Below are 16,785 nucleotides of genomic sequence, written 5' to 3' on the forward strand. Positions count from 1 at the left end.
TCATGGCTGTACAGTCGAGTTCACGCCCGGATTCCCTTTTTGGCCGGGCCATTCGCGAGGGTATCGTCGCCGGTCTTCTGGCGCTGGGCCTCTTTATCCTGATCATCGGTTTCAAGACCGAGCAGAACATCAACAATGAACTGGTGCTGGTGCAGCGCTGGGGTGCACTGGCCGTCATGGTTGCGCTGGCGGCGGTGGGACGCTTCCTGTTCGTCGCCTTCCTGCAGCCGCAGCTGGAGGCGCGCAAGCTCGCCAAGAGCAGCCGGACGGTTGCCGCCACCGATGGCCAGTCATTCTTCCGCACCCATTTCTCCAAGCTCGGCGTTGCCTTCCTCTTTGCCTATCCGATCCTGATCGTTCTGGCGCTGGGCTGGCAGGGCTCGCTCAAATGGGTCGATAATTTCGGCGTCCAGATCCTCATCTATGTGATGCTGGCCTGGGGGCTCAACATCGTCGTCGGTCTCGCCGGTCTTCTTGATCTCGGCTATGTGGCTTTCTACGCGGTCGGCGCCTATTCCTATGCGATCCTGTCCAGCTATTTTGGCCTGTCCTTCTGGATGCTACTGCCCATGGCAGGCATTCTGGCCGCAACCTGGGGCATCATTCTAGGCTTCCCGGTCCTGCGATTGCGCGGTGATTATCTGGCCATCGTGACGCTCGCTTTCGGTGAAATCATCCGTCTGGTGCTAATCAACTGGACCGATCTCACCAAGGGCACCTTCGGTATTTCGGGTATCGCCAAGGCCACCTTCTTCGGTTTGCCTTTCAAGGCCGGCCCGGATGGTTTTGCCGCCCATATGGGAATTGCCTTCTCACCGGCGCATTACAAGTTCTTCCTCTATTACGTCATTCTGCTGCTGGCACTTCTGACCGCCTGGGTCACGATACGTCTGCGCCGCATGCCGGTTGGCCGTGCGTGGGAAGCGCTGCGTGAAGACGAAATCGCCTGTCGTTCGCTCGGCATCAACACCACGACCACCAAGCTCACGGCTTTTGCCACGGGCGCCATGTTCGGCGGTTTTGCAGGCTCGTTCTTCGCGGCGCGTCAGGGCTTCGTGAGCCCGGAATCCTTCGTGTTTCTCGAATCGGCGGTTATTCTCGCCATCGTGGTTCTTGGCGGCATGGGATCGCTCGTCGGTATCGCCATTGCTGCAATCGTCATGATCGGCGGCACAGAAATCCTGCGTGAAATGGGCTTCCTGAAAGCGATCTTCGGTCCCGATTTCACGCCTGAACTCTATCGTATGCTCATCTTCGGGCTCGCCATGGTGGTTGTCATGGTCTGGAAGCCGCGCGGTTTTGTCGGAAGCCGAGAACCAAGTGCGTTCCTGCATGAGAAGAAGATGGTGTCGGGTGCCTTTACCAAGGAAGGGCACGGCTGATGGCGGAGACAGCGAGAATGCCTGACAATGTTCAGAAAGACACTGTTCTTCAGGTTGAGCATCTGTCGATGCGCTTCGGTGGCCTTGTCGCCATCAACGATCTGAGCTTCGACGTGAAGCGTGGTGATATTACCGCGCTGATCGGCCCGAATGGTGCCGGTAAAACCACGGTCTTCAACTGCATCACCGGCTTCTACAAGCCGACTGGTGGCATGTTGACCATGCATCGCAATACGGGCGAGACTTTCCTTCTGGAGCGTCTTCCTGATTTCCAGATCACCAAGCAGGCCAAGGTGGCGCGCACCTTCCAGAATATTCGCCTGTTTTCGGGCCTGACCGTTCTGGAAAATCTACTGGTCGCGCAGCACAACACGCTCATGCGCTCGTCGGGTTACACGGTCCTTGGGCTTCTCGGCCTGCCGGGTTACAAGAAGGCCGCCAAGGAGGCTATCGAAAAGGCGCGTTACTGGCTGGAAAAGATCAACCTCACCGCACGTGCGGATGATCCGGCTGGCGATCTGCCCTACGGCGATCAGCGCCGTCTGGAAATCGCCCGCGCCATGTGCACCGAGCCGGAAATCCTCTGCCTCGACGAACCGGCAGCAGGTCTCAATCCGCGCGAGTCGGCGGAGCTGAACAAGCTTTTGCTCGATATCCGTAAGGAAACGGGAACCTCGCTCCTGCTGATCGAGCACGATATGTCGGTGGTGATGGAAATTTCCGACCACGTGATCGTGCTGGAATATGGCACCAAGATTTCCGATGGATCGCCGGAAGAAGTCCGCAACGATCCGCGCGTCATCGCCGCTTATCTCGGTGTGGATGACGAGGAAATCGCCGAGCTGATCGATGAGGCCGACAAGCCCGGTACGGGCGATCCGGCGGATTTCATCGCGACCCAGCTTGCCGAAGAAGCGATCGAGCAGGAAAAATCGGCGGAAGTCGTGCAGTTCGCCGGTGGACTGGCCGCGCCACGCGATGGCAAGGCCGACAACCTGACGCTCGTCAAGGGCATCGGTGCGGTCAACGAGAAGAAGCTGAACGAGCACGGCATCTATCATTTCGATCAGATCGCCGCGTGGTCCGAGGCCGACATCAAGCAGGCCGAAACCTATCTGGAATTCGATGGCCGCATCGCCCGGGAAGACTGGGTGGGGCAGGCGGCGCAATTGGCCGCCGGTCAGGCGACCGAATTCTCGAGCCGCGTCGAAGCCGGTGATGTTCCGACGAGCCACAAGACCACTCCCGCAAAGGCGCCGCGCAGCCGCAAAGCTCCGGCCAAGCCGAAGAAGGGAGGCGAATGATGCAGGCTGAAACCATGCAGAAAAAGCAACCGCTTCTGGCCGTTGAAAAAGTCGAGACCTATTACGGTAACATCTGTGCGCTGAAGGGCATCGACCTGACGGTGGACGAAGGTGAAATCGTCGCCCTGATCGGCGCCAATGGTGCTGGCAAGTCCACGCTGATGATGACGATTTTCGGTTCGCCGAAAGCGCGCACCGGTCGCATTCTCTTCAACGGCAAGGACATCACGTCCATGCCGCCGCATGAGATTGCGAAGCTGCGTATCGCGCAGTCGCCGGAAGGGCGTCGCATCTTCCCGCGCATGACGGTTCTGGAAAATCTCCAGATGGGCGCGAGCCTCGACAATCAGCAATACTTCGAAGAAGACGTGAAGCTGATGTTCGACCTGTTCCCGCGTCTCAAGGAGCGTATCAGCCAGCGCGGCGGTACGCTGTCGGGTGGTGAGCAGCAGATGCTGGCTATTGCCCGTGCTCTGATGGCGCGTCCGAAGCTTCTGCTTCTCGATGAGCCGTCGCTGGGCCTTGCGCCGCTGATCGTCAAGCAGATCTTCGAGGCAATCAAGGAACTGAACCGCACACAGGGCCTGACGGTGTTTCTCGTCGAGCAGAACGCATTCGGCGCGCTCAAGCTCGCCGACCGCGGTTATGTGATGGTCAACGGGTCGATCACGATGAGCGGTTCGGGCCGCGATCTTCTGGCTGATCCGGAAGTGCGCGCCGCCTATCTCGAAGGCGGAAGGCATTAAGGAGGAAATCATGCAGGGTATTCTCTACGAAGAACCGTCTTTCTGGCTGTTTTTCCTCATTACGTGTCTTCTCGGCGGCTGGGCTGCCTGGATGACAGGCCGCGCCTGCGCGCAGACCTGGCGCAGCCTGCCGCAGCTGCTGGTCTATCTGATCCCGCTGGGCGCTGCGGTGCGTTTCATCCACTTCGCGCTGTTTGAAGGCACGCTGCTCTCGCTCCACTATTATCTGGTGGACACGATCGTGCTGATGATCATCGGTGCGATCGGGTTCCAATACACGCGCACCAAACAAATGGTGCGGCAGTATGGCTGGCTTTATGAAAAAGCTTCGCCGCTGAGCTGGAAAGCAAAATAATTCGAAGCTTCGCCATTCGCGGCGGAGCTTTTTTTACAAGATCACGTTGACAGTATCATGATTCAGCGTAGATATTGCTGAGTATTCAGCAAGATAATAATGCGATGCTAAAACATCGTATCGGGGTAAATACAAGGATGGGAGTTCCAAAAATGAAGAAATATCTTTTTTCGGGCGTGGCTCTTGCTGCTGTGATGGCTTTTGGTGGCTCTGCATGGGCTGATGTACTTCTGGGTATCGGCGCGCCGCTGACCGGCCCGAATGCCGTTTACGGTGCGCAGATCCAGAAAGGCGCCGAAGCTGCTATCAAGGAAATCAACGATGCCGGCGGCATCAACGGCGAGAAGATCGCAATCACACTCGGCGACGACGTTTCGGATCCGAAGCAGGGCATTTCGGTGGCTAACAAATTCGCTGCCGATGGCGTGAAATATGTTGTCGGTCACTTCAACTCGGGCGTTTCGATTCCGGCTTCGGAAGTTTATGCCGAAAACGGCATTCTCGAAATTTCGCCTGCTGCAACCAACCCGGTCTATACCGAGCGCCAACTGTGGAACACGTTCCGTACCTGCGGTCGTGACGACCAGCAGGGTATCGTTGCCGGTCAGTACATCTTCGACAACTTCAAGGATGCGAAGATCGCCGTCATTCACGACAAGACCCCCTATGGTCAGGGTCTTGCCGATGAAACCAAGAAGAAGCTCAATGAACTCGGCACCAAGGAAGCCCTTTATGAAGGCGTGAACGTCGGCGAAAAGGACTTCTCGGCGCTGATCGCCAAGCTCAAGCAGGCTGGCGTGACGGTTGTCTATTGGGGTGGCCTGCATCCGGAAGCTGGTCTGATCATCCGTCAGATGGCTGACCAGGGCCTCAAGGCCCAGTTCATCTCGGGCGACGGTATCGTGTCGAACGAACTGGCTTCGATTGCTGGCGACGCTGTTGCCGGTACGTTGAACACCTTCGGCCCGGATCCGCGCAACAACCCGGACAACGCCGACCTCGTCAAGAAGTTCCGCGACGCTGGTTTCGAGCCGGAAGCCTACACGCTTTATTCCTATGCGGCTGTTCAGTCGCTCGCTCAGGCCGCCAAGGCCGCGGGCAGCAACGACCCGCAGGAAGTTGCCAAGGCGCTGAAGGAAAAGGGCCCGTTCAAGACCGTGCTCGGCGATATTTCCTATGACGAAAAGGGCGATCCGAAGCTCCCGGGCTACGTCATGTACAAGTGGGAAAAGGGCGCTGACGGGAAATACACCTACATTCAGCAGAAGTAAAAACGCATTATTATTGCGTCAATGGAGAATGCCCGGTCATCGTGCCGGGCATTTTTCTTTTGTTTGCTAATATAAAATCTTAAAAAACAGAATGGTCTGATTGAGCGCGTTGATCTTGAGGGGGGCAATGCGCGCGCAATTTTCTGTAAAAAATGTATTTAAAAACAGTGTATTATAACATTTCCGATACTCGACCTATTGTTGAATGACCTCCGTCGCATGACCTCATGCGAAAAACGCCGAAAGTTGAGGATTTCTACGCTTTACTTTTACGTCTCTGCGATTTTACCTAGCAAGGTGATTTTGCGTAGTGTGATTCTCTACGTTTAATCTCGCCTTCTGGGGAGGAGGCCGGTCATGCGGGCGGAGGTGCTTCATTTTCCCCCAAACTGCACCCGAAACGGGAATGCGGAATAGCCGGTTTCTTTCGACATAAAGAGACAGGGCAGTGCCGGTTCAGTTGGCAATGCTCGAAGTGGGAGTAATCGAAATGAAGAAGTCTTTGTTCTGCGGCGTTTGCCTTTCGGCTCTGGTCGCTTTTGGCGGCGCAGCCTTTGCCGATGTCATGCTCGGTGTTGGCGCGCCTTTGACCGGCAGTCAGGCCGCATTTGGCGAGCAGATCAAGCGTGGTGTTGAAGCTGCTGTCGCGGAAGCCAATGCCAAGGGTGGCATGAATGGCGAAAAGATCAGCATCGTTTATGGTGATGATGCCGCCGATCCGAAGCAGGGCATTTCGGTTGCAAACAAGTTCGTTGGCGATGGCGTTCAGTTTGTCATCGGCCACTTCAATTCCGGCGTCAGCATTCCGACATCGGATATCTATGCCGAAAACGGCGTGCTGATGATCGCACCGGGCACCACCAACCCGACCTTTACCGAGCGTGAACTGTGGAACACCTTCCGCACCTGCCGTCGTGACGACCAGCAAGGCATCGTCGCCGGAAAATACATGGCCGACCATTACAAGGATGGCAAGGTTGCGATCCTGCACGACAAGACGCCTTACGGTCAGGGCCTTGCCGACGAGACCAAGAAGTCGCTCAACGAGAACGGCATGAAGGAAACGCTTTATGAAGGCGTGAATCAGGGCGACAAGGATTTCTCGGCGCTGATTTCCAAGATGAAGGCCGCAGGCATCACGGCTGTCTATTGGGGCGGCATGCACCCGGAAGCTGGTCTTCTGATCCGCCAGATGGCCGATCAGGGCCTCAAGGCGCAGTTCATTTCGGGTGACGGTATCGTTTCCAACGAACTGGCTTCGATTGCGGGCGATGCGGTGGCTGGCGTCATGAACACTTTTGGCCCGGACCCGCGCGACGACAAGGCGAATGCAGACCTGATCAAAGCTTTCCGCGACAAGGGTTTTGAGCCGGAAGCTTATACTTTCTATGCCTATGCCGGTGTGCAGTCGCTGGTCAGCGCCGCCAATGCAGCAGGCAGCAACGATCCGCAGGAAGTTGCAACGGCGATGAAGGACAAGGGGCCGTTCAAGACCGTGCTGGGTGAAATCTCCTTCGACAAGAAGGGTGATCCAAGCCTGTCGCCTTACGTCATGTTCGAATGGCGGAAGGGTGAAGACGGCAAGTATAATTACTTCCAGAAGTAATTCTGCCTGATATATTGGCATAAATTGCTATAAAATTAATCAGAATGCCCGGCTTTTAGCCGGGCATTTTGTTTTTAATTGGTGGTTGCACAGTTTGTTTGCGCTTGATCATATTGCAAGGTAAGCAATGGCGCCTTCGTCTTTGCAGTTAGGGAGATCTGCCTTGCCTATCAGGAAAATTCTGGTCGCCAATCGATCTGAAATCGCAATTCGCGTATTCCGCGCCGCCAATGAGCTGGGGCTCAAAACGGTGGCCATATGGGCCGAGGAGGACAAACTTTCCCTGCATCGCTTTAAAGCGGACGAGAGCTATCAGGTCGGTCGTGGACCGCATCTGGCGCGCGATCTGGGGCCGATCGAAAGCTACCTGTCGATCGACGAGATCATCCGCGTCGCCAAGCTTTCCGGTGCCGACGCCATTCATCCGGGCTACGGCCTGTTGTCGGAAAGCCCGGAATTCGCCGAGGCCTGTGCCGAAAACGGCATCATCTTCATCGGTCCGAAGCCGGAAACCATGCGCCGTCTCGGCAACAAGGTTGCAGCGCGCAATCTGGCCATCGAAATCGGCGTGCCGGTGGTGCCAGCCACCGATCCGCTGCCGGACGATATGGAAGAGGTGAAGAAGCTTGCGGCACAGGTAGGCTATCCCGTCATGCTGAAAGCCAGCTGGGGTGGCGGCGGTCGCGGCATGCGCGCCATTCGTTCCGAAGCCGATATCGCCCGCGAGGTCACGGAAGCCAAGCGTGAAGCCAAGGCAGCCTTCGGCAAGGACGAGGTCTATCTTGAAAAGCTCATCGAGCGCGCGCGCCATGTCGAAGTGCAGATTCTGGGCGATACCCATGGCAACGCGGTGCATCTGTTCGAGCGCGACTGCTCCATCCAGCGCCGCAACCAGAAGGTCGTGGAGCGGGCGCCTGCGCCTTATCTCAACGATGCGCAGCGTCAGGAACTAGCCAATTACGGCCTGAAGATCGCCCATGCCACCGATTATATCGGCGCGGGTACGGTCGAATTCCTGATGGATGCCGATAGCGGCAAGTTCTATTTCATCGAGGTCAATCCGCGCATTCAGGTTGAGCATACCGTCACAGAGCAGGTGACGGGCATCGATATCGTCAAGGCGCAGATTCATATTCTGGAAGGTGCCGCCATCGGTACGCCGGAATCGGGTGTGCCGCGCCAGCAAGACATTCGCCTCAACGGCCATGCGCTGCAGTGCCGTATCACGACGGAAGACCCGGAACAGAACTTCATCCCCGATTACGGGCGCATTCAGGCTTACCGTTCGGCCTCGGGCTTCGGCATTCGCCTTGATGGCGGCACGGCCTATTCGGGCGCATTCATCACCCGCTATTACGATCCGCTTTTGGTGAAGGTCACGGCTTCGGGCGCGACGCCGCTGGAAGCCATCCGCCGTATGGACCGCGCGCTGCGTGAATTCCGTATTCGCGGCGTGGCGACGAACCTCACCTTCCTCGAAGCGATCATCAATCATCCGAAATTCCAGTCGAACGACTATACGACGCGGTTTATCGACACCACGCCGGAACTGTTCGAGCAGGTGAAGCGGCAGGACCGTGCCACCAAGCTTCTGACCTATATTGCCGATGTGACGGTCAACGGCCATCCTGAAACCAAAGGTCGCGCTAAGCCGGCTAAGGATGCTGCAAAACCACGCGTGCCATGGTTCGGCGATACGCCGGTTGCGGACGGCACCAAGCAACTTCTGGACAGTCTCGGACCGAAGAAGTTTGCCGAATGGGTACGCAATGAAAAGCGCGTTCTGGTCACCGATACGACCATGCGCGACGGTCACCAGTCGCTGCTGGCCACCCGCGTGCGCACCTATGACATTGCGCGCATCGCCAATACCTATGCGCAGGCTTTGCCGAACCTTTTCTCGCTGGAATGCTGGGGCGGCGCGACCTTCGACGTTTCAATGCGCTTCCTGACGGAAGATCCGTGGGAACGTTTGGCGCAGGTGCGCGAGGGCGCGCCGAACCTTCTCCTGCAAATGCTGCTGCGCGGCGCCAATGGCGTTGGCTACAAGTCCTATCCCGACAATGTGGTGAAGTATTTCGTGCGCGAAGCCGCGCGCGGCGGCATCGATCTGTTCCGCGTGTTCGACAGCCTCAACTGGGTTGAGAACATGCGCGTTTCGATGGATGCGGTGCTGGAGGAAAACAAGCTCTGCGAAGCAGCCATCTGCTATACGGGCGATATTCTGAACCCGGACCGGGCCAAATACGACCTGAAATATTACGTCAATCTGGCGAAAGAGGTCGAAAAGGCAGGCGCGCATATCATCGCGGTCAAGGATATGGCCGGTCTTTTGAAGCCCGCCGCTGCACGCGTCCTGTTCAAGGCGCTGCGTGAGGAAACCGATCTGCCGATCCATTTCCACACCCATGACACGTCCGGCATTTCCGCCGCGACAGTGCTGGCTGCGGTGGACGCGGGCGTTGATGTGGTTGATGCGGCGATGGATGCCTTGTCCGGCAACACTTCGCAGCCTTGCCTCGGCTCCATCGTGGAGGCGCTGCATGGTGCCGAGCGCGATCCGGGGCTTGATCCTGAATCGATCCGCCGCATCTCGTTTTATTGGGAAGCGGTGCGCAATCAATATGCGGGCTTCGAAAGCGATCTCAAGGGGCCGGCTTCGGAAGTCTATCTGCACGAAATGCCGGGCGGGCAGTTCACCAATCTGAAAGAACAGGCGCGTTCGCTGGGCCTCGAAACCCGCTGGCATGAAGTGGCGCAGGCCTATGCCGATGTGAACCGGATGTTCGGTGATATCGTCAAGGTCACGCCGTCCTCCAAAGTGGTGGGCGATATGGCGTTGATGATGGTCAGCCAGGATCTGGACGTCAGCGATGTCGAGAACCCGTACAAGGATATCGCCTTCCCGGATTCGGTGGTTTCGATGATGCGCGGTGAACTGGGGCAGCCGCCTTCGGGCTGGCCGGCAGCACTTCAGAAGAAAGTACTGAAGGGCGAAAAACCGTTCACCGTGCGTCCCGGCTCGCTGCTGGCCGCTGCCGATCTCGATGCGGAGCGCAACGGGTTCGAAGAAACCGTGGGCCGCAAGATCACCGATCAGGAGTTCGCTTCGGCACTGATGTATCCGAAAGTGTTCACGGATTTCGCAGCCGCGCAGGAAACCTACGGCCCGACAAGTGTTCTGCCTACGCCGGTTTATTTCTACGGCCTCAAGCCGGAAGAAGAAGTTTTCGTCGATCTGGAGCGTGGCAAGACGCTGGTGATCGTGAATCAGGCGATGAGCGAAACCGACGAGAAGGGCATGGTCACCGTGTTCTTCGAACTGAACGGCCAGCCGCGCCGCATCAAGGTGCCGAACCGCGCCAAGGGTGCCTCCGGCGGTGTCCGTCGCAAGGTGGAAACCGGCAATGACAAACAGGTCGGCGCGCCAATGCCGGGTGTCATCTCGACGGTCGCCGTTACCAACGGTCAGAAGGTTTCGCAGGGTGATGTGCTGCTTTCCATCGAAGCGATGAAGATGGAAACGGCAATTCATGCCGAGCGCGATGGCGTCATTGCCGAAGTGCTGGTGCGCCCCGGCGAGCAGATCGATGCCAAGGATCTCCTGGTCGTCTATTCGGAGTAATTCTTGGTTCAACGGAAGCGGGGCGATTTGGGGTCGCAGTACCCGACGCCTCCGTTTCCCTCATCCTGAGGAGCCGTTGAAAACGGCGTCTCGAAGGGCGAGGGAAATGCACGGCGCCTGCCCTCGTCCTTCGACAGGCTCAGGATGAGGGGGAGGCGTAGCGCCCGTCAGACCGAACGGTCGCTTTCGCAGCAGTGAAACCATCGGAAATCCCATGCCGCGCCTGTCAAAAGGCGCGGCATTTGTTTGCGCTTGCAGTATGTGCAAATTCTGATATGCATGTTTGTGCCGGTTTATGCATGTTTATGCTTGTTGGGAGAATTAAGTGGCGACGGAGCTTTTGCTTCACGAAAGACAGGCGCGTATTCAGGACCTGTTGCAGCAGTCGGGTCGCGTGCTGGCGACGGAGTTGGCTGAGAGCTTTGGCGTGTCGGAAGACACGATACGCCGCGATCTGCGTGATATGGCGGCTGCCGGTCTCTGCAAGCGTGTTTACGGCGGCGCTCTGAAAGCTGCACCGTCATCGCTGTCGCTGGCCGAGCGCGACGGGGAACGCACGGCGGCCAAGGCGGCGCTGGCGGGTGTGCTGCTTGGTCTGATTGAGCCGGGCATGACGGTGTTTCTGGACGCGTCCTCGGTCAACACGGCATTGTCGCGGCTTCTGGTGGAACGCGGCGAGGCGCTCACAGTTGTTACCAATACGCCGTCGATTGCGGCTATTTTGCTTCAGTCGTCGAAAATAGAGGTGATCACGATCGGCGGGCCGATTGATCGCCGTGTCAGTGCGGCGGTGGGCGCGCGGGCCTTGCGCGATGCGGAAACAGTGCGTCCTGATCTGTGCGTGCTGGGTGCCTGCGGCGTTGCGGCGGAAATCGGCGTTACGGCTCTTTTTCTGGACGATGCCGAGTTCAAGCGCACCATTGCCAGCCGCAGCCGGTCTGTCGTACTGGCAATCACCAATGACAAGCTTGGCACTGTTGCAGCGCATGATGTCGTCTCGCTGGATGATATTGGTGTCATGGCTGTTGAACAGGATGCCGATGAGAAATTGCTCGCGCCTTTTGTGGCGGCGGGCGTGAATATATTACGCGCGGCAACAGGCCGTGGCTGAGGGACATATGGAACAGGTTTCCGGACGGGAAGATACCGCGCCGTCGCGCGCGCCGATGATCACCAAAGAGCGTGTCGCTGTCGCGCTGCTCTTTCTGGCTAACGGCTATATTTTTGGCGGCTGGGCTCCGAAAATTCCAGAATTCGCCGCACGCCTTGGGCTGGATAGCGCAGGCATGGGGCTGATGATCCTCGTCTTCGGCGTCGGCTCGCTGGCCATGATGCCGGTGGCAGGCGCCTTGTCGGCGCAGCGCGGTTCCGGCGCGGTGGTGCGTATTTTCGCACTGGCCTTTATTCCGGCGCTACTGATCATCGCTCTGGTGCCCAATGTGGTCACAGCGGTCATCGTGATGTTTTATTTCGGTGGCACCATGGCTGCGATGGATGTGGCGATGAATGCCAATGCGGTCGCCGTGGAAAAATCCATGCGCCGCGCCATCATGTCGTCCTGTCATGCATTCTGGAGCCTCGGCGGGCTTATCGGCGCAGCGACAGGCGGCTTTCTCATCACGCAGTTCGGCTCGACTGTTCATGCGCTGGTCGCGACCATCGCTGCAGCGATAATGATTGCTGTCGCGTGGCCATCGATCATTGCCGACAAGTTCCACCATTCAAGCGGCGAAAAGCAGAAGCTCACCCTGCCGCGCAATCCGCTGCCCTGGCTGGTGGGTGTGATGGCCCTGTTCTCGATGGTGCCGGAAGGCGCGATCATCGACTGGAGCGCTTATCACATGCGCCAGGATCTGGGCGCGTCGGTCACGCTCGCGGGTTTCGGCTTTGCGGCCTTCTCCTTTTCCATGGCGGTGATGCGCTTTGCGGGCGATCTGGTGCGCGACCGTTTCGGTGCGGTGCGGACGCTGCGCGCCTGCACGACAATTGCTATTATCGGCATGCTGATCGTCGGCTTTTCCACCGATCCCTATGTGTCGCTGGTCGGTTTCGCCATCTGCGGCATCGGCATTTCCAACATGGTGCCGATAGCCTTTTCGATGGCCGGCAACATGCCGGGCGTGAATCCGAGCGTCGGCCTGTCGATTGCCACCACGCTTGGCTATTCCGGCATGCTGGTGGCCCCGTCGCTGATCGGCTTTGTTGCCAAACATAGCGGTTTCGGCGTGGTGTTTATCGCGCTGCCAGTCCTGCTTCTTGTTGTGCTGGCCTTTTCCAGCCTCGCCCGCTACGCCGACCAGAAGCATTAGTCTCTATTTTTACGCATTATCCAGCGCAAAACCGCTTCGCACTTTTGCTGGAAATGCTTTTTATTCCGCGGTCCAGCCGCCTTCGACCGGCAGGGCCGCGCCATTGATCTGCGCAGCGGCATCGGTGGCGAGAAAGGCGGCAAGCGCGCCGATCTGCGCGGTGGTGACGAATTCCTTCGTCGGCTGTTTATCGAGCATCACTTCGCGGATCACCGTTTCACGATCCATGTTGTGCGCTTTCATCTGATCGGGAATCTGCGCCTCCACAAGCGGCGTCAGCACATAGCCGGGACAGATGGAATTGGCGGTGATCTTCGCGGTCGCCAGTTCCAGCGCCAGTGTCTTGGTAAAGCCGACAATGCCATGCTTGGCCGCAACATAGGCCGACTTGAACGGCGAGGCGACCAGCCCGTGGGCGGATGCAATATTGATGATGCGTCCCCAGCCGCTCGCGCGCATATGCGGAATGGCGGCGGCGGATGTATGGAAGGCGGAGGTCAGGTTGATCGCGATGATGCGGTCCCACTGCTCGGTCGGGAATTCTTCCACCGGGGCGACATGCTGGATGCCCGCATTGTTGACCAGAATATCGGCGCTGCCGAAAGCCTTGACGCTATCGGCGATCAGCTTGCGGCAGTCGTCGCCCTTCGACATATCGGCTGCGATATAGACCACGCTTGCGCCATGTTCCTCGCCCAGCATGCGGGCAAGCGCATGATCTTCGTCGCGGTCGGTGAAGGAATTGATCACAACGTTGTGTCCCGCAGCCGCCAATGCGTGGGCGATGCCAAGGCCGATCCCTGAATTGGAGCCGGTGACAATAGCGGTTTTGCGGGCAGTTGCGTCGGTCATGGTCTGGCATCCTCGTTTATGATGGCGCGCATAATGAGAGGGCGACAATGCGTCGGCAAGTGATTATATAGATCGAAATCCTCATAAGTGCAGACCCAGTTAAGAACAGAGCAAAATGTCTTCCGAGACCGTCAGCTATTTCTCGCATCCTTTCCCTCGTCGCCAATCGGTGGGCGTCAGTGTCGGCGGCGTTGTCGTCGGCGGCAGCGCGCCGGTTGTCGTGCAGTCGATGACCAATACGGATACGGCGGATGTGGACGCCACCGTCGCGCAGGTCGCAGCCTTGCATCGCGCGGGTTCCGAGATCGTGCGCATTACGGTGGATCGTGACGAATCTGCTGCCGCCGTGCCGAAAATCCGCGAAAGGCTGGAGCGTCTCGGCCATAATGTCCCGCTGGTCGGCGATTTCCATTATATCGGCCACAAGCTGCTTGCCGATCATCCGGCCTGTGCGGAAGCGCTGGCGAAATATCGCATCAATCCGGGTAATGTCGGTTTCAAGGACAAGAAGGACAAGCAGTTCGCCGATATCGTCGAAATGGCGATCCGCTACGACAAGCCGGTGCGTATCGGCGTCAACTGGGGTTCGCTTGATCAGGAATTGCTGACCACCTTGATGGATCGCAATCAGGATGCGGGCGCGCCGTTGAGCGCACAGGAAGTCATGCGCGAGGCCATCGTGCAGTCGGCGCTGATTTCCGCCAATCTGGCCGAAGAGATCGGTCTCAGTCGCGACAAGATCATTCTGTCGGCCAAGGTCAGTCAGGTGCAGGACCTGATCGCCGTCTATACGATGCTGGCGCAGCGTTCCAATCATGCGCTGCATTTGGGGCTCACCGAGGCTGGCATGGGCACCAAGGGCATCGTCGCCTCGTCGGCTGCCATGGGCATCCTGTTGCAGCAGGGCATCGGCGACACGATCCGTATTTCGCTGACGCCGGAACCCGGCGGCGACCGCACCCGCGAAGTGCAGGTGTCGCAGGAGCTTCTGCAGACCATGGGCTTCCGCCAGTTCATCCCGATTGTCGCAGCCTGTCCCGGTTGCGGACGCACGACATCGACAGTGTTTCAGGAACTGGCGCAGACCATTCAGGACGATATCCGCCGCAACATGCCGGTCTGGCGTGAAAAATATCCAGGCGTGGAAGCGCTATCGGTCGCGGTGATGGGCTGTATCGTCAACGGCCCGGGCGAATCGAAACATGCCGATATCGGTATTTCTCTTCCCGGCACGGGCGAAACGCCGTCCGCGCCGGTGTTTGTCGATGGCAAGAAGGTCACCACTTTGCGCGGCCCTGCCATTGCCGAAGAGTTCCAGAAGATGGTTGCCGATTATATCGAGAACCGTTTCGGCCTTGGGCAGAAGATGGCTGCCGGACAGAATTAACACTACAGTTGCATTCTTCGTGATGCCGGTCTGCAACGCGCAATTTCCTGCGCTCCGGTGCTCACGTACATTGAAGTACGCTCCGCTCCGGTGCTCAAAAATCACTCGTTTCGCCACGGCCTGACGAATTTGCAACTGTAGTGCTAAGCCGAGCAGGTTACTGCGCGCGTCGCAGCTTCTGGTGTTGTTTTTAGTGTTGCCGCCCAGAAGACGAGCGTGGCAAGGCTGATGCCTGCGCCAAGCAGGCACACGCCATTCCAGCCCGCACGGGCATAGACCCAGGTTGAAACCGCTGAGCCACTCGCACTGCCGATGGAATAGAAAACCATATAGGCAGCGGTCAGCCGGTTCTGCGCATCCGGGCGCACGCGATAGATCATGGCCTGATTGGTCACATGGACCGCCTGCAGGCCGAAATCGATGATCAGCACACCCGCGACCAGCCACAGCAAAGACTGTCCGAGCAGGGCGATGGGCGCCCACGCCACCAGCATCAATGTGAGTGCTACGCCGGTCATGCGCTGTGCATGGCCGCGATCCGCAGCACTCCCGGCCCGTGAGGCGGCCAGCGCTCCGGCGGCGCCCGCAAGGCCAAAGAGGCCGATCTCCGCATGGCTCAATTCAAAGGGCGGTGCACTCAGCGGCATTACCAGCGGTGCGAGCAGGGTGGTGATATCGGCAAAGATCAGCATGGCGATGATAGCGCGGATGCGCAGCACGGGCTCCTCTTTGAAAAGGGTTGCGAGCGAGAGGATCAGCGCCGGATAGGAAACGCTTGCGGCTTGTCGGGTCTGGCGCGGCAGGCTGCACCAGAGCATGAGGCCGATCAGCAAGGTAATCACCGCTGAACTGAGATAGACGCTGCGCCAGCCGCCAAGGTCGGTTAGCGCGCCTGCAACCGCGCGGGCGAGCAAGATGCCAAGCACGATACCGCTGGTCACAATCCCCACGACATGGCCGCGCCGCGCCGGTTCGGCAAGGCTTGCGGCATAGGCGACGAGGGCCTGTGTCACCACGGCAAGAAGGCCGGTCGCTGCCATCGCGAGAAAGAGCAAGGATGGTTGTCCGGCAATGCCTACGGCGGCAAGTGTCAGCGAGGACAGGAGAAAATGCGCGACGATCAGTTTGCGCCGGTCGAAGAGATCGCCGAGCGGCACCAGAAAGATCAGGCCCAGCCCGTAGCCGATCTGGCTGGCACCGACGATCAGTCCTGCCGTGGAGCGGTCTAGCCCTATATCGTCCGCCATCACATCCAGAAGCGGATGCGCAAAATAGACATTGGCAACGGCAAGACCGCTCGCAATGGCAAATAGAAGAAGCGTTGGGGTGGATAGCGATGGGCGCGCGTCACTGTTCGCGGCAGTTTGCGCTGCCGCGTCGGGAGAGATCTGCATGATGAGCTCCAGCAATTTTGGTTTTATTATGAAACCATTTTGCTTGTAGCGAAATAAGTTTTATATTGCAACCAAATTGAATGGATGGAGTGAGATGGTTCGCAAGAAGAGCCTGAAGGGCGACTATTGCCCCAGTGCGCGGGCGCTGGATGTGATCGGCGACTGGTGGTCGCTGCTGATCGTGCGCGAGGCCTTTGACGATGTGACGCGCTTCAGTGCCTTTCAGAAGAATCTGGGCATTGCGCGCAATATTCTGGCCGAGCGTCTGCGCAAGCTGACGGGCGAGGGCATTCTGGAAAGCGTGCCTGATCCCAATGGCGGCGCGCATCAGGAATATCGGTTGACTGCGAAAGGGCGCGATCTTCTGCCAGTGGTCGTCGCGTTACGGCAATGGGGCGAGAAGCATCTGTTTACGCCGGAGGAGCCGCATTCACGGCTGGTGGACAGCGTGTCCGGTCACGACATCGCAAAGCTCGACGTGCGCGCACAGGATGGACGCGTACTTTCCGTCGATGATGTCGTTCTGATCAAGGTTCGAGAGGACGATCTCTGAG

At 58.3% G+C, this 16,785-nt stretch carries 13 protein-coding genes; 11 read left to right on the forward strand and 2 right to left on the reverse strand.

Annotated elements, in window-relative coordinates:
• Positions 1 to 2: 2 nt before the first annotated feature.
• The 9 genes from livM to HWD97_RS07480 all read left to right on the forward strand — a co-directional run bounded on the left by livM (position 3) and on the right by HWD97_RS07480 (position 12,598).
• Entirely contained in the window at positions 3 to 1,382 is a 1,380-nt protein-coding gene (gene livM, locus HWD97_RS07440; RefSeq protein ID WP_109369809.1) for a high-affinity branched-chain amino acid ABC transporter permease LivM, read from the forward strand.
• Positions 1,383 to 1,399: 17 nt separating this feature from the next.
• Entirely contained in the window at positions 1,400 to 2,686 is a 1,287-nt protein-coding gene (locus tag HWD97_RS07445) for an ATP-binding cassette domain-containing protein (protein ID WP_371831116.1), read from the forward strand.
• Positions 2,686 to 3,432, forward strand: a complete 747-nt coding sequence (locus HWD97_RS07450) for an ABC transporter ATP-binding protein (RefSeq protein WP_109369807.1) — start codon at positions 2,686 to 2,688, stop codon at positions 3,430 to 3,432. Before HWD97_RS07445 ends, HWD97_RS07450 begins: the two co-directional genes overlap by 1 nt.
• A 10-nt stretch (positions 3,433 to 3,442) precedes the next feature.
• A complete protein-coding gene (locus HWD97_RS07455; RefSeq protein WP_109369806.1) occupies positions 3,443 to 3,787 on the forward strand; it encodes a DUF6867 family protein in 345 nt (114 codons plus the stop codon).
• Between the two features lie 152 nt (positions 3,788 to 3,939).
• Complete coding sequence (locus tag HWD97_RS07460) at positions 3,940 to 5,058, forward strand: branched-chain amino acid ABC transporter substrate-binding protein (protein ID WP_109369805.1); 1,119 nt, start codon at positions 3,940 to 3,942, stop codon at positions 5,056 to 5,058.
• A 490-nt stretch (positions 5,059 to 5,548) separates the two neighbouring features.
• Positions 5,549 to 6,664 carry a branched-chain amino acid ABC transporter substrate-binding protein gene (locus tag HWD97_RS07465; protein WP_109369804.1) on the forward strand — a complete coding sequence of 372 codons (1,116 nt, stop codon included), beginning with the start codon at positions 5,549 to 5,551 and terminating at the stop codon, positions 6,662 to 6,664.
• A 127-nt stretch (positions 6,665 to 6,791) separates the two neighbouring features.
• Positions 6,792 to 10,289 (forward strand): pyruvate carboxylase, encoded by a 3,498-nt coding sequence (pyc, locus tag HWD97_RS07470; protein ID WP_109369803.1) that lies wholly within the window; start codon positions 6,792 to 6,794, stop codon positions 10,287 to 10,289.
• 325 nt (positions 10,290 to 10,614) lie between these two features.
• Positions 10,615 to 11,400 (forward strand): DeoR/GlpR family DNA-binding transcription regulator, encoded by a 786-nt coding sequence (locus HWD97_RS07475; RefSeq protein ID WP_109369802.1) that lies wholly within the window; start codon positions 10,615 to 10,617, stop codon positions 11,398 to 11,400.
• Positions 11,401 to 11,407: 7 nt separating this feature from the next.
• Positions 11,408 to 12,598, forward strand: a complete 1,191-nt coding sequence (locus tag HWD97_RS07480) for an MFS transporter (RefSeq protein WP_371834932.1) — start codon at positions 11,408 to 11,410, stop codon at positions 12,596 to 12,598.
• Positions 12,599 to 12,658: 60 nt separating this feature from the next.
• On the opposite strand, the gene HWD97_RS07485 is transcribed toward HWD97_RS07480, so the two are convergent.
• Positions 12,659 to 13,450, reverse strand: a complete 792-nt coding sequence (locus HWD97_RS07485) for a 3-hydroxybutyrate dehydrogenase (protein ID WP_109369800.1) — start codon at positions 13,448 to 13,450, stop codon at positions 12,659 to 12,661.
• A gap of 115 nt (positions 13,451 to 13,565) precedes the next feature.
• Here HWD97_RS07485 and ispG point away from each other — a divergent pair, with 115 nt between their 5' ends.
• The gene (ispG, locus tag HWD97_RS07490; RefSeq protein WP_283735952.1) at positions 13,566 to 14,837 is read left to right on the forward strand and encodes a flavodoxin-dependent (E)-4-hydroxy-3-methylbut-2-enyl-diphosphate synthase; all 1,272 of its coding nucleotides are present in this window, start codon (positions 13,566 to 13,568) and stop codon (positions 14,835 to 14,837) included.
• A gap of 143 nt (positions 14,838 to 14,980) precedes the next feature.
• Here the strand turns inward: ispG and HWD97_RS07495 are convergent, their stop codons facing one another.
• Positions 14,981 to 16,231 carry an MFS transporter gene (locus HWD97_RS07495; protein WP_109370317.1) on the reverse strand — a complete coding sequence of 417 codons (1,251 nt, stop codon included), beginning with the start codon at positions 16,229 to 16,231 and terminating at the stop codon, positions 14,981 to 14,983.
• Between the two features lie 94 nt (positions 16,232 to 16,325).
• On the opposite strand from HWD97_RS07495, the gene HWD97_RS07500 reads away from it, so the two are divergent.
• On the forward strand, positions 16,326 to 16,784 hold the full coding sequence (locus HWD97_RS07500) for a helix-turn-helix domain-containing protein (protein ID WP_121538609.1): 459 nt from the start codon (positions 16,326 to 16,328) through the stop codon (positions 16,782 to 16,784).
• Position 16,785: the final 1 nt, after the last annotated feature.

This window comes from Ochrobactrum sp. C6C9, assembly GCF_022627935.1.
Lineage (GTDB): Bacteria > Pseudomonadota > Alphaproteobacteria > Rhizobiales > Rhizobiaceae > Brucella > Brucella teleogrylli.

Excerpts from the sequence above, each read along its gene's own strand:
- HWD97_RS07500 (WP_121538609.1), top strand. The coding sequence starts at position 16,326 with ATGGTTCGCAAGAAGAGCCTGAAGGGCGACTATTGCCCCAGTGCGCGG.
- HWD97_RS07450 (WP_109369807.1), top strand. The coding sequence starts at position 2,686 with ATGCAGGCTGAAACCATGCAGAAAAAGCAACCGCTTCTGGCCGTTGAA.
- HWD97_RS07485 (WP_109369800.1), bottom strand. The coding sequence starts at position 13,450 with ATGACCGACGCAACTGCCCGCAAAACCGCTATTGTCACCGGCTCCAAT.
- HWD97_RS07460 (WP_109369805.1), top strand. The coding sequence starts at position 3,940 with ATGAAGAAATATCTTTTTTCGGGCGTGGCTCTTGCTGCTGTGATGGCT.
- livM (WP_109369809.1), top strand. The coding sequence starts at position 3 with ATGGCTGTACAGTCGAGTTCACGCCCGGATTCCCTTTTTGGCCGGGCC.
- HWD97_RS07445 (WP_371831116.1), top strand. The coding sequence starts at position 1,400 with ATGCCTGACAATGTTCAGAAAGACACTGTTCTTCAGGTTGAGCATCTG.
- HWD97_RS07495 (WP_109370317.1), bottom strand. The coding sequence starts at position 16,231 with ATGCAGATCTCTCCCGACGCGGCAGCGCAAACTGCCGCGAACAGTGAC.
- pyc (WP_109369803.1), top strand. The coding sequence starts at position 6,792 with ATGGCGCCTTCGTCTTTGCAGTTAGGGAGATCTGCCTTGCCTATCAGG.
- HWD97_RS07480 (WP_371834932.1), top strand. The coding sequence starts at position 11,408 with ATGGAACAGGTTTCCGGACGGGAAGATACCGCGCCGTCGCGCGCGCCG.
- ispG (WP_283735952.1), top strand. The coding sequence starts at position 13,566 with ATGTCTTCCGAGACCGTCAGCTATTTCTCGCATCCTTTCCCTCGTCGC.
- HWD97_RS07465 (WP_109369804.1), top strand. The coding sequence starts at position 5,549 with ATGAAGAAGTCTTTGTTCTGCGGCGTTTGCCTTTCGGCTCTGGTCGCT.
- HWD97_RS07455 (WP_109369806.1), top strand. The coding sequence starts at position 3,443 with ATGCAGGGTATTCTCTACGAAGAACCGTCTTTCTGGCTGTTTTTCCTC.